At 72.2% G+C, this 12,842-nt stretch carries 11 protein-coding genes; 9 read left to right on the top strand and 2 right to left on the bottom strand.

What is annotated here, in order from left to right; all coding sequences use genetic code 11:
* A partial coding sequence (locus tag G3I41_RS02765; RefSeq protein WP_343242043.1) for a bifunctional DNA primase/polymerase occupies positions 1-614 on the bottom strand: 614 nt, incomplete at its 3' end.
* 682 nt (positions 615-1,296) lie between these two features.
* On the opposite strand from G3I41_RS02765, the gene G3I41_RS02760 reads away from it, so the two are divergent.
* Both G3I41_RS02760 and G3I41_RS02755 read left to right on the top strand, forming a co-directional pair.
* A complete protein-coding gene (locus tag G3I41_RS02760; protein ID WP_164398701.1) occupies positions 1,297-3,510 on the top strand; it encodes a helix-turn-helix domain-containing protein in 2,214 nt (737 codons plus the stop codon).
* 12 nt (positions 3,511-3,522) lie between these two features.
* Entirely contained in the window at positions 3,523-4,077 is a 555-nt protein-coding gene (locus G3I41_RS02755; protein WP_164398698.1) for an XRE family transcriptional regulator, read from the top strand.
* 214 nt (positions 4,078-4,291) lie between these two features.
* On the opposite strand, the gene G3I41_RS02750 is transcribed toward G3I41_RS02755, so the two are convergent.
* A complete protein-coding gene (locus tag G3I41_RS02750) occupies positions 4,292-5,248 on the bottom strand; it encodes a ScbA/BarX family gamma-butyrolactone biosynthesis protein (RefSeq protein WP_164398697.1) in 957 nt (318 codons plus the stop codon).
* Between the two features lie 458 nt (positions 5,249-5,706).
* On the opposite strand from G3I41_RS02750, the gene G3I41_RS02745 reads away from it, so the two are divergent.
* From G3I41_RS02745 to G3I41_RS02715, 7 genes are all read left to right on the top strand, one after another.
* Positions 5,707-6,294 (top strand): ScbR family autoregulator-binding transcription factor, encoded by a 588-nt coding sequence (locus G3I41_RS02745; RefSeq protein ID WP_239081455.1) that lies wholly within the window; start codon positions 5,707-5,709, stop codon positions 6,292-6,294.
* 343 nt (positions 6,295-6,637) lie between these two features.
* Positions 6,638-7,444: an AfsR/SARP family transcriptional regulator gene (locus tag G3I41_RS02740; RefSeq protein WP_164398696.1), complete on the top strand. Its 807-nt coding sequence runs from the start codon at positions 6,638-6,640 to the stop codon at positions 7,442-7,444.
* Positions 7,445-7,506: 62 nt separating this feature from the next.
* Positions 7,507-9,510 (top strand): condensation domain-containing protein, encoded by a 2,004-nt coding sequence (locus tag G3I41_RS02735; protein WP_203600080.1) that lies wholly within the window; start codon positions 7,507-7,509, stop codon positions 9,508-9,510.
* A gap of 84 nt (positions 9,511-9,594) precedes the next feature.
* A complete protein-coding gene (locus G3I41_RS02730) occupies positions 9,595-9,822 on the top strand; it encodes an acyl-CoA carboxylase subunit epsilon (RefSeq protein ID WP_164398695.1) in 228 nt (75 codons plus the stop codon).
* Between the two features lie 10 nt (positions 9,823-9,832).
* Positions 9,833-11,425: an acyl-CoA carboxylase subunit beta gene (locus tag G3I41_RS02725; RefSeq protein WP_164398694.1), complete on the top strand. Its 1,593-nt coding sequence runs from the start codon at positions 9,833-9,835 to the stop codon at positions 11,423-11,425.
* A 109-nt stretch (positions 11,426-11,534) separates the two neighbouring features.
* Positions 11,535-12,368 (top strand): AfsR/SARP family transcriptional regulator, encoded by an 834-nt coding sequence (locus tag G3I41_RS02720; RefSeq protein ID WP_164398693.1) that lies wholly within the window; start codon positions 11,535-11,537, stop codon positions 12,366-12,368.
* Positions 12,369-12,400: 32 nt separating this feature from the next.
* Positions 12,401-12,842 (top strand): TetR family transcriptional regulator (locus G3I41_RS02715; RefSeq protein ID WP_164398692.1); only part of this gene is annotated, 442 nt, incomplete at its 3' end.

Raw genomic sequence — 12,842 nt, 5'->3', positions numbered from 1 at the left:
GTGGGCAGGTGGCCGGTGCGCTGGAGTTCCCTGGCGAGCCAGGCGGGCAGCGGGGCGGGGGTGCGCACGGCTCCGACCGGGCGGTAGGTCCCGGCCTCGGTGACGGTGCCGGGCGCGACGATGTACCCGCCGTGCGCCCGGACGTCGACCTGCCAGGCGAGGGCCCGCCCGCTGCCCGAGCCGGCCGAGCACTGCCAGCGGTGCCCGCCGTCGTTGCGGTACCAGACGTGCAGGCCGCCCGACGGGGTGCGGACCCGGAGCGTGGACGCGTCGTCCGCGGGGCTGGCGGCGCCGCGCAGGGCGGCCAGCAGGCCGAGGGTGTGGAAGCCGTTGGCCAGGCCGGTCAGGTCGATCCCGGTGGCGATCCCGATGCCCGGCAACAAGCGCTCTCGGCTGGGGAGTTCGCGGCCGTGCGCGTCGATGTCGATGACGACGAGGCCCGCCGGGCCGGTGGCCACGCCGACCCCCAGGTCCGGGCGGGCGCCCCACCACTGCCCGATGCGGTCGAGGTCGAGCGTCGCCGCGTGGAACCCGTGGCACCAGCGGCCTGAACGCAGACAGCCGCACCGGTCGCGGTCGTGGTCCGGGCGGCGGCACGCACCGCAGTTGGCCACCGGTGTCTTACGGCCCGGCGCAAGAGGGTGAACCGGCCACCCCTGGCGCGCACACCACCACGCCGTCGTCAGAGGCTGCGCAGCGACCGGCTCATCCCCCGTGAACTGCCGTGAGTCGCTGCGCGAGACCCGCAGTTCAGCTGCCATTCACTTCCCCCATCAGCGACTGAAGCGACGCAACTCGCGCAAACAGATTAGCGAAACCCCAGGGGAAGAAGAGGCCCTCGCGACAGAACGGATGTGTCCATTGAAAGGTGCCCGCAGCTACTCAGTGTCCGCGGCGCGCACGATTCCCGGTCGCTCGGTCGCTCCCCGTGGTATCCGTGAATCCGCAGGTCGCAGCCGTACGCCCGACGGAAAAGCGACTGAAGCGACTGAAGCTCTCCATATATGACGCGCACGCGCGCACACGCCAATGGCCGCATATATCTGCCCCCTGGGTCGCTTCGGTCGCTCCGCATTCCTGCCAGGTGCTTGACCTGCGGTTACTTCGCCGGGATTCCAGCTACCGAGCGGGCATCCGGTCGCTCCGGTCCGGTCGCCGAATGCCGGAGAACAGTCCGGTCGTCTCCAGCCGGGCTGAACCCCGGCTCCAGTGACGGCGTACCCCATGCGCAATCCGCGTGACATCCATGAGTGTTCCGCTGAGCGGTTCGATAGGGTGACGCCCGAGGTGATCGTTTTGTCCCACGAGGAGCAGCTGCTGTTCAGCGCGGTCGACGCGCTGCTGGAGCAGATCGCGCAGGACCCGCTGCCGCCGCCGGCCGAACGCAAGCGGCTGCGCGAGGCCGCCGGGCTGAGCCAGGACCAGGTCGCGAAGGCGCTGAAGAGCCGCCGTGAGTCGGTCGGCAACTGGGAGTCCGGGCGCAGCGAGCCCCGCCCGCCGAAGCGTGCCGCGTACGCCCGGCTGCTGGAGGGGCTTGCCGCGCGGTTTGCGCCGGAGGCGCCGGAGGCGGAGGAGTCCGAGCCGGTGGCGGTCGCACCGGAGCCGGCCGCGGCTGACGCGCGCCCCGCCGCCCGCGAGGGCGAAGCGCCCGCCACCGGGCCGACTGCCGAACCGACCACCGGGCCGACTGCCGAACCGACCACCGGGTCAGCCATCGAACCGACCACCGAACCAGCCATCGAACCGGCCACCGCGCAGACTGCCGAACCGGCCATCGAACCGCGGACGCCCCGCTTCGACCACGGGCCGCTCGCCGTCGTGGACGTGGAGGGCGCTGAGGTGTCCGCTTACTGCGTGGGCGGACTGGTGCTCGACGTGCCCGCCAAGTCGTTGCCCGCCCTGGTCGAATGGGCCCTGGGAGAGGCGCGTCTCGGCGCCGAGCGGCTGCACCCCAGCGGTCAGGACGCCGATCCGCTGCTCGTCCTCACCGAGGCGGCGTGCGAGCGGTTCGGGCTGCCCGTACGGCTGTCGCGGGAGGAGGGGCTGGCCGGAAGGCTGCCGGAGGACCACAAGGTGCTCAAGCAGCTGGCCCGGGCGGAGTGGAAGCTGACCCGGCGCGGTTTCGGGCCGTGGGCCCGGATCTACCGGCCCGCCCGGGGGGTGCGCCGCAGCTGCGTCCAGCTCTGCGTCCCCGCCTGGAACGCGCTCGACGTCCGCCACTGGAACGGCGCCTCGCAGCTCCCGCCGGCCGAACTCGTACGGCTGCTGGGAACGTACGCGTCCCGCGTGATGACGCCCCGGGGCTCCACCGCCGTCACCGGGCTCGAACTCATGACCTCGCTGCACCCGCCGACCCGGGCGAGCGCACCCGACGCGGACGGCCGGCGGCACAGGGAGCGCAATCCCGGTTCGCTCGGCTCCGAGCCCGTCGAGTGCGCCCCCTGCGAGGCCCCCGACGGCCACCCGCTCCTCGCGGACCTGCCCCGCTTCCACCAGCGCGGTCCGGCCGAGATGCTGTTCGAGGAGGCGTACGACTGGGCGCGGCCCCTCACGGACGACGAGTGCCTGAAGCGCCACCTGGTCGGCATCGACGTCAACCTCGCCTTCGGCGCGGCAGCCAACGGGGCGGTCGTCGGCCTGGAGGGACCCGTGCACGTGAGCGGCCCCGCGTTCGACCCGGCGCTGCCCGGCTCCTGGCTGGTGGACCTGTCGCACGTCGACCCGTCCCACATGGTGATCGGCAAGCAGTGGCGGCGGCTCGACGGCGACCTGCTGCCGAGCCCGTTCACACCGAAGGGCGACCGTCCGGAGGGCCCCGCCTGGTACGCGACGCCGACCGTGGCGTACGCGGTGGAGCTCGGTTACGAGGTGGCGCCCGTCGAGGCGTGGGTGCGCCCGGCCAACGGTCGTTACCTGGACGGCTGGTACAAGCGGCTGCGCGACGCGTACGTAGCGACCATGGCGGACCTCGGCGTGGACGAAGGGCTGGCGCCCGACGCGTTCCTGGCGGCGATGGAGGGGTACCGGGACCGCGATCCGCAGCTGGCGGTCGTCCTCTCGGCGATCAAGGCGACGGTCAAGGGGGGCATCGGCAAGCTGAGGGAGCGGCCGCGCGGCGGCGGCTGGCGGCCGGGCAAGCCGTGGCCCGCGCTGAGCCGGCCGACCTGGCGCCCCGACATCCGGGCCGCCGTCATCTCGCGGGCCCGGATCAACATGCACCGCAAGATGGTCCGGCTGGCCGCCGCGACGGGCCAGTACCCGGTCGCCGTGCTCTCGGACTGCGCGGTGTACGCCTCCGACGGCCCCTCGCCGCTGGACTTCCTGCCGTACCGGGACGGCAAACCGCTGCCCGGGGGCTTCCGGCTCGGGGTCAGCCCGGGAATGGTGAAGCATGAGGGATCACAGACCACGCTGTGGGCGGAGGCCGTCCGGGAGGAGTACGGTCCGGAGCTCAACCTGGCCCGGTACATCAAGGACGGCGCGGTCACCGCCAAGGACGACGGAGAGTAGGGGAACCAGCCGATGAACACGGTCGGGGAAGGTCTCGACGAGGCGGTCCAGCGGGCGTTCACCCGGCCCGCGCCCAAGTCGGCCGGTGCGCAGATGCGGTACCTCGTCAAGCAGCTCAAGGGCACCAGGGCCGCCGCCGAACTCCTGGGCATCACGCAGCGCACGGTCGAGCGGTACGTGCGCAACCAGCTGAAGAGGCCCCGCCCGGAGCTGGCCGCCCGTATGGACCGCGAGGTCAAGCGGCGGTGGCAGCCGCAGATCCAGGCGAAGGCCCGCAAGGCCGCGGCGACCACCGGGGGCATCGTCATCGACACCCGGGCCAGGTTCGGTTACACGGCGGCGCCCGGTTCCACCGACGACGCCCGGCTGCGCCATCTCACCGTGGCGCTCCCGCCGGTGTACGCGGCCCGGCTCTTTGAACTCCGCGAGCAGGGCGGCAGCGACCGGCAGCTCCAGGAGGTCGCGGCCGAGGGGCTGCAGGAGATCTACTTCAAGGACGGCGGGCGCCGGGCGCAGGGGCTGCTGGTGGAGTACACCGACCTGGAGCACGTGGCCTTCGACCTCTGACGAAGTGCCATGAGGCCGCGTCCGACGCGCCCGTACGCGGGAGGCACGGCCCTCTGGCGGGGCGGCCTCCCGCGTACGGGCGCGAGCGGGTTCTTCGGTCGCTTCGGTCGCTGCGGTGGCGGCGCGTACGGGCGTGACCTGTGTTTTCGCGCGGGCGGGCCAGCGACCCAGAGCAGTACGGGGGGGGTGGGTCCCGGGCGGCGGGCGGGGCCGCCTAGTCGACCGGGCCGGTGAGTACCGAGGTGAAGACGGTCTTGCCGTCCTGGTGGCCGGTGATCTCCATGGTGACCATGTTGCCGGGCTCGTGCTCCACCCGGGTGACCTCGATCCAGCAGGGCCGGTCGAGTTCGGCGTACTGGTGGAAGTCGTTGGCGGCGATGGCCGGGGTGAACGTCCGGGGCGCCATCACGGCGCAGGCGGCCTGGCGGGACGCTTCGAGCAGGACCATGCCGGGCACGTGGTCGCCCTGGTGGTCGAAGAGGATCGGGTGGTTCAGATCCGGGGTGAGCAGCCAGCGCGGGTTTCCGCCGGATGCGGACCCGGGGGCGGGGGAGAGTACGACGTCCGTGGTGAACGGCCGTCCGACGAGGGCCGGCGGCAGTGGATCGCGGGCCGGATACGGTTCGGTGACGGGCGGTTGGCCGAAACGGTTCTGGCGTAACCGGTTGTAGACGGCCGGGGGGATCACGGAGATCTGCCCGGTGCCGCCCGCCAGGGAACGGCCGTCCCGACGGAGCGCGAACTCGAAGGCGACGCGGCTGGCGACGCCCCTGCGCCGGACGATGTCCGTGCACCGGGTGTCGAGGTCGAAGTCGGTGGGGCCCGAGGCGATGCGCAGGTTCTCGGGATCAGCCGCGTACGTGATGCTCGACATCACGAAGTGGTGGCCGAGCGGCACGCCCAGCTCCACGTGGGAGACGTAGATGCCTGCCTGCCGGAACGTTTCCGCGATCTGGAGCGGGTCGTGACTCGTGCCGTCCTGGCTCCGGAACATGGTGTGGGCGCGGGGCCATTGGCCGGTCAGTGCGAAGTTCGCCCCGTCCCGGGAGTCGCACCCGGTGAGGAAGACCTCGGCGACCGAGTCGCGGTGCACGTACTCCTTCGCGACCGTGCTGGTCAGCCGCGGTGCGGCCGGGAGTGCGGTTCTGGCTTCAGCAGTGGTGAGACTCATGGGGCCCCCGTCTTGACTTGAAACCTGCGTTCGGCGACGCCACTTAAGATACGGACCTACCGGTTTTCTTCAATCGGCCCAAAAGTAAAGACTTTACCAAGGATCGAGCGTTTGCTTGAGCATCGCATTCCGTTTCCGGCTCTCTGACGGTCGCTTGAGGCTTCACAACAAGGGCGAAAACCGGGCATACAGTGCATCCCTCTCTGGCGTTGGGCACGGCCGCTGCCCTCGCCTGGTAAGAAGAAACCTATCGGACGGTTTCTTTTGTTGGTTTGCGATGCATTCCCCAAGGAGAACGACTGGAGAAACCAACTGTTTCCGAGCTCCGCGCTCACCAACCCCCGGGGCCATAAACCAACCAGCCGTGCGGTTTGCTAAGGTGTGCACGAGTCAGTATGGAGAATCCAGGGTGAATCGGGCGACGTCGCGCCGGTTCCCTCGCCCGGCCGGAGGAGGACATGATGGTGAAGCAGGCGCGAGCGGCTGTGACGCGTCAGGCCCTCATCTCGGCCGCCGCGGAGGTCTTCGGCGCCGACGGATACGCGATGGCGACGCTCCCGGTCATCAGCGGCCGGGCCGGAGTGAGTTCGGGCGCCCTGCACTTCCACTTCCCCAACAAGGACGCGCTGGCGGCCGCCGTGGAGTCCGCCGCCGCGGAGTCCGCCCTCTCGCTGACCGAGGAGAGCGCGCGGACCGCCAAGGGGGGCAGGCTCCAGGGGCTCGTCGCCGCCGTCGGCCGGCTGATGGACGCGGTCACCGACGACCCGGTCGTGCGCGCCGGCTTCCGACTGGGCGGCGACCCCTCGCGCAAGAGCGAGGCCACGTTGCACGAGTGGTGGTACGAGTGGGTCCGCGACGCCCTTGTCCAGGCCCGCGCCAACGGGGAGCTGGCCGAGGACGTCTCGGTCGAGGAGGCGGCGGTGGTCATCGTGGCGGCGACCCTCGGCCTGGAAACCCTCGGCGCGGTCGACCGGTACTGGCGCTCCGCGGAACGGCTGGTCCAGCTGTGGTCGTTCGCGCTGCCGCGGCTGAGCCCGGCGGAGTAGCGCCGCGGACCCGGGCGGTGGGCCACCGCGTACCGCCTGGCCCCTCACCAGGCGCTTCGCCTCGGCTTCGCCCCTGACTCCCTCTCGCGAAACAGTCCATGCGGTCCGGTAATTCGGACGTCGATCGCGGGGCTCGGGCCCGTGCGTGCTCTTTCTTTTGTCCGTATTTGGGGAATCTTATCGGGTCAAGGCGGCCACGCCTCACGGTTCGCCGGGTCTTCGAGCGAGACTAAACAGGGCGCACGGTTTGGTATTGACATACCGTGCGTGCTGTTTTTAAATCGTTCCGTCAGCAGAAGTTCCAGGCCGTCCCGGTGGCCTGGGGATGGCGGGGGGAGACGGCGTGGACATCGACGTACTCGGCACGCTCGAAGTGCGGGAAATGGGCACCTCGATCACACCGACCGCGCCCAAGCCCCGGCAGGTGCTCGCCCTGCTGGCCCTGCACGCCGACGAGGTGGTGCCCGTGGGCACCCTCACCGAGGAGCTGTGGGGGAGCGAGCCGCCGCGCAGTGCCCGGCCCACCCTCCAGACGTACATCCTCCAGCTGCGGGAACTGATCACCGCCGCGCTCGAAGAACACGGCGACGACACCCGCACCGCCAAGGACGTCCTGCTCACCGTGCCCGGAGGCTACTTACTCAGAGGCGGCGACGGCAGCCACGACGTGCAGGAGTTCGAGCGGCTGGCCGGCATGGGATACCGGGCCATGGACGCCGAGGACTTTCCCGAGGGTGCGCGGTTGCTGCGCGAGGCACTGGCGCTCTGGACCGGTCCGGCGCTCGCCGACGTACACACCGGGCCGCACCTGGACACCCAGATCAAGCGGCTGGAGGAGAGCCGGCTGTGCGCCCTGGACCAGCGCATCGAGGCCGACCTCAAGCTGGGCCGCCACCGCGAACTGCTCTCCGAACTCACCGTCCTCCTCAGCAGGTATGCCACCCATGAGAGCCTGTGCGGCCAGTACATGCTGGCCCTCTACCGTTCCGGGCGGCGCGGTGAGGCGCTGGACGCCTACCAGCGGCTGCGCTCCACGCTGGTCCGCACGCTCGGGCTCGAACCCTCGCCCGCGCTGGCCAAGCTGCAGCGTTCCATCCTCATGGCCCGGCCCGAGGGCGTCGCGGGGGCGAGCGGAGTGCGGCTCGCCTGAGAGGGCAGCCGTACCGGCTGAGGGAGGGCATGTGATGCGGTGTACGCGGGAACAGGGCCCCGATGAGTGACGATCCGGTGCTCGCGGTGGCCATCGCACCGGTGCCCGTCGCCTCCGGCCCGTCCATCGAGGCGGAGCTGTGCGGCCCCCTCGACTCCGATCGGGCCGAGGCGGTGGCGGCCCGGGTGACCCAGCGTCACGCGTTCACGGTGACCGCGGAGGCGTCCGGTGCGGGGCGCCACGCCCTGCGCGTCGAACACGCGCACGGCGGCCCGGCCAGGCCCGGAGCCGCGGTGCTCGCCGACGTCCTGGCGCTGGCGGGCGGCGCGCGCGACACCGTCACGGTCACCGGACACCAGCAGGACCTGATCCGCGCGGCGGTCGAGGACCCGGCGGGCGGGCACGTCGGCCAGGTCGCCTGGAACTGGACGGGCCCCGTCGACCTCGCCCGGTTCACCGCCGCCTGGCTGTCCGTCGCCGACCGGGAGACCGTGCTGCGGGCGGCGTTCGACTGGACGTACCTGCCCCGCCTGGTGCTGCACGAGTGGGCGGAGATCGACGTCGCCCACCTCGCACACGGCGCCGTCTCCTGGAGCGACCTGATCGAGCGCGACCGCCTGCGCGGCTTCGCACCGCACCGCCCCGGCCTGCTGCGCGTGACCCTGATGGAGGGGCCGCCCCGCCCCGGGGGCACCCGCGCGCCCACCCGGGTCCTGCTCACCTATCACCGGGCGCTGCTGGACGAGCGCGGCGTCCATCTGCTGCTGCGGGAGTTCTACCGGGCCTACGTCCGCGGGGGCACCCTGCCCGGCCGCGAGCGGCGCCCCGATGTGCGCGACCACGCACGGTGGCTGGCCCGGCAGCGGACCGAGGGGGCCCGCGCCTACTGGGCGACGACCGCCGCGCTTCCGGAGACGGCCGCGCCCGAGGTCCCGGACGACGGGCCGTCGGCCGGGCCGCTCGGCATCGGGCGCGTCCACCGGCGGCTGCGGCCGCCCCAGACCACCCGGCTGCGCACCTGGGCCGCGATGCGCGGAGCGGGCGAGTCCAGTGCCCTGCACGCCGTGTGGGCGCTGCTGCTGTACCGGGCGGCGGGTGCGGCCGGTCCCGTGCCGGTCAGCTTCGGCGTGCACCTGTCGGCCCGGGACATCCCGATGGAGGGTGCCGCGGGCATTCCGGGGCTGCTGGGCAACCCGCTGCCGATGACGGTCACCGTCGACCCCGCCGAGCCGGTGGCCGGTCTCCTGGGGCAGGCGCGTGACGCCGCGCTGGATCTGGCCGTCCACGCCTGGGTGCCGGCCGACCGGGTCCGGGTCTGGACCGGCCGGAACCCCGATGCCGAACTCTTCGAGACCGGCATCGTGTTCGACAACCGCGTCGAGCTGCCCGCAGCGCTGCTGGCGGAGCTGCGGGCCCAGGACGTCGAGGTGGACGCCCCGCGCAGCATCAGCGCCCACCCCGGGTTGCCGCTCACCCTCGCGGCCCGGCACGACGCGGACGGCGGGCTCGCCCTCACGGCGCGCTACGACCGCCGGTGCGTGGGGGACGTGGACGCGTCCGCGCTGCTCTCGCACTGTGTGCGCCTGCTGCGGTCGTTGCCGGACCACCGTGATCCGCAGTCCGCCGTCGGCGACCTCCTCGAACTCCTCCAGGGCCTTGAGGTGCCCCGCGTGCTGCCCCGTCCGCCCGTGCCGGAGGGGCCGGACACGGCGGTGCTGCGCGCCGGGGAGCCGTCGGCCGACACGATCGCGCTGGTGCGGACGCCGGGGGTGCCCGTGGGTGCGTACGAGGCCCTGGTACGTCATCACCGGGGCCCCGAACGGATCGTGAGCCTGCGGGCGGCGCGTCCGGGGGACGGGGGCCCTTCCGCGCTGACCGGGTTGCGGGGGGCCGGGCGGCTGGTGCTGTGCGGTGCCGGGCCGGGGGGCGTCGCCGCGTACGAGATGGCGTGCGCGGCTGCCGAGGGAACGGTCGCGGCCGTGGTCATGACGGGGGTCGGCAGCGGTCCGGGCTGTGCCGGCGCGCTGGCTGCCGGGCTGAAGTCCGTGTGCGCGGGGAGCTGTTGACCGGCTGCCGAGCCATTCTCCAGTGGGGCCGGAGCGGTGCTCCAGCGGGGTGGCCGATGCTGCCGTAAACGCTGGAGGTGGGGTATGGGCGGTCCGGAACCGGCAGCGCCCGCGCTGCGCGTCGAGCGCGGACGGGCCACCGACGAGGAGCTGGCCGCGCTCACCGTGGTGCTGCTCGCCCTGCGGGCGGACGCCGGCGGGCTGCGGGGCGAGGCCCCGGCCCGGAGCGTCCCGGGGTGGAGCGCGGAGCCCGCCTACCGGGCTCCGCGCAGCTGGCGACAGCGCGGCAACGCATTCCAGGAAGGGACCTGACGACATGTCGATGACCACTTCCCCCGTCCCCGCCCCGGAGCTGCTGGGACGGGCCGGTCTCCGTGGCCGCGTGGCGGAACTGCGCGAGATCCACGCGGCGGCGGAGCGCGGACCCAGTGACCGGGCGACCGAGGTGCAGCACGCCAAGGGCAAGCTGACGGCGCGCGAGCGCATCGAGCTCCTCTTCGATCCGGGTTCCTTCCACGAGGTGGAGCAGTTGCGCCGTCACCGGGCGACGGGTTTCGGCCTGGAGGCGAAGAGGCCGTACACGGACGGTGTCGTGACCGGCTGGGGGACGGTGGAGGGCCGGACGGTCTTCGTGTACGCGCACGACTTCCGGATCTTCGGCGGGGCGCTGGGTGAGGCCCACGCGACGAAGATCCACAAGATCATGGACATGGCCATCTCGGCCGGTGCGCCGCTGGTCTCGCTGAACGACGGCGCGGGTGCCCGTATCCAGGAGGGTGTCTCGGCGCTCGCGGGTTACGGCGGGATCTTCCAGCGCAACACGCGTGCCTCCGGGGTGATCCCGCAGATCAGCGTGATGCTCGGCCCGTGCGCGGGCGGCGCGGCCTACAGTCCGGCCCTGACGGACTTCGTGTTCATGGTCCGCGAGACCTCGCAGATGTTCATCACCGGTCCGGACGTCGTGAAGGCGGTCACCGGCGAGGAGATCACCCAGAACGGCCTCGGCGGCGCGGACGTCCACGCCGAGACCTCGGGCGTCGCGCACTTCGCGTACGACGACGAGGAGACCTGCATCGCCGAGGTCCGGTACCTGCTGTCCCTGCTGCCGCGGAACAACCGGGAGAACCCGCCCGTGGCGCCGACCGCCGACCCTGCGGACCGCCGTTCGGACACCCTCCTCGACCTGGTGCCGGTGGACGGCAACCGTCCGTACGACATGGCGGAGGTCATCGAGGAGCTGGTGGACGACGGCGAGTACCTGGAGGTCCACGAGCACTGGGCCCGCAACATCATCTGCGCCCTGGCCCGGCTGGGCGGCGAGGTGGTGGGCATCGTCGCCAACCAGCCGAAGTCGCTGGCCGGGGTGCTGGACATCGAGGCGTCCGAGAAGGCCGCGCGCTTCGTGCAGCTCTGCGACGCCTTCAACATCCCGATCGTGACGTTCCTCGACGTACCCGGCTTCCTGCCCGGCGTCGACCAGGAGCACGGTGGGATCATCCGGCACGGCGCGAAGCTGCTGTACGCGTACTGCAACGCGACGGTGCCCCGTATCTCGCTGATCCTGCGCAAGGCGTACGGCGGCGCCTACATCGTCATGGACAGCCAGTCCATCGGTGCGGACCTCACCTATGCGTGGCCCACCAACGAGATCGCGGTCATGGGTGCCGAGGGCGCCGCCAACGTCATCTTCCGGCGGCAGATCGCGGAGGCCGAGGACCCCGAGGCCATGCGGACCCGCATGGTCAAGGAGTACAAGACCGAGCTGATGCACCCCTACTACGCCGCCGAGCGCGGCCTGGTCGACGACGTCATCGACCCGGCCGGGACGCGCGAGGTCCTGATCGCCTCGCTCGCGATGCTCCGCACCAAGCACGCCGACCTGCCGGCCCGCAAGCACGGCAACCCCCCGCAGTAGAGGTTCTCCGGCGCTTCCCCCTTAAACAGGGCGCATGGTTTGGTATTGACAAACCGCGCGCCCTGTTTTTAGCTTCGCTGATGAGTCATGCGTGAAGAGGGGGAGCACCATGAACATCGAAGTACTCGGCGCGCTGGCGGTCACCGAGGGCGGGATCTCGGTCACCCCGACCGCGCCGAAGGCCCGGCAGGTCCTGGCGCTCCTGGCCGTGCACGCCGACCGTGTCGTCTCCGTGCCCGACCTGATCGAGGAACTGTGGGGCCAGAACCCGCCACGCAGCGCCCGCACCACCCTGCAGACCTACGTGTTGCAGGTACGCGAGCTCATCGCCGCGGCTCTGGAACGCGCCCCGGGTGACGCACCGTCGCATACCGCCAAGGACGTCCTGGTCACCGCCCCCGGCGGGTACATGCTGCGCACCTCGGGCGGCACCGTCGACGTCCGCGAGTTCGAACGGCTCGTCGGCTGCGGCTACCGCACGAGCGACGCCGGCGACTTCCGGCGCGCCGCACGCGAACTGCGGGACGCGCTCGCCCTGTGGACCGGCTCCGCCCTGGTGGACGTACGGACCGGGCCGCGGCTGGACATGGAGCTCCGGCGCCTGGAGGAGACCTGGCTGTGCGCCCTGGACCAGCGCATCGACGCCGACCTGCGCCTCGGCCGGCACCGCGAGCTGCTCAGCGAACTCACGGTCCTGGTCAGCCGGTACCGCACGCACGAGAACCTGCACGCCCACTACATGGTCGCCCTGCACCGCTCGGGCCGGCGCAGCGAGGCGCTGGACGCCTACCACCGGCTGCGCGCCCGGCTCGTCGGTGAGCTGGGGCTCGAGCCATCCGCAGGGCTGCAACGACTGCAGCGTTCCATTCTGAAGGCCGGGTCCGCACCGGCGCCCGGGACGGCCGCCGCCGGGACCGGGGAACGGCTGACCCAGGTCGGCTGAGCGCGGGGGTCCCACGGTCCTGGGAGGGCGAAATGCAGGAGAGGTCGGAACGCACCAGGCGCCGGCTCATCGACGCCGCGGCGGAGCTGTTCACCCGGAGCGGGTACGCGAGTGCCACGCTCGGCGGGATCGCCGCCGCCGCGGGCGTGACCAAGGGCGCGCTGTACTTCCACTTCCCGTCGAAGGAGGCGCTCGCCGACGCGGTGGCGCTGCACGGCCGCACCCTGCTCGGGGAGTTCCTGGACGAGCGGCGGGCCACCGGCGGGCCGGTGCAGAACCTCATCGACCTGACGTACTGGCTCGCCCTCGTCCGGCGCGAGGACCCGGTCGCCCGGGCCGCCTTCCGGCTGGCCGACGACGGTGTGGCCGGGCCGTCCGGCACCAGCGGCCTGCGCCGGGCGTGGCTCGCCGAGGCCCGGCGCCTGCTGGACGAGGCCGACGCGGCGGGGGAGCTGAGCGGGGACGCCCGGGGCG

This window comes from Streptomyces sp. SID9727 (genome assembly GCF_010550605.1).
In the GTDB taxonomy this organism is placed as follows: domain Bacteria; phylum Actinomycetota; class Actinomycetes; order Streptomycetales; family Streptomycetaceae; genus Streptomyces.
This window is presented reverse-complemented; position numbering and strand designations above follow the sequence as displayed.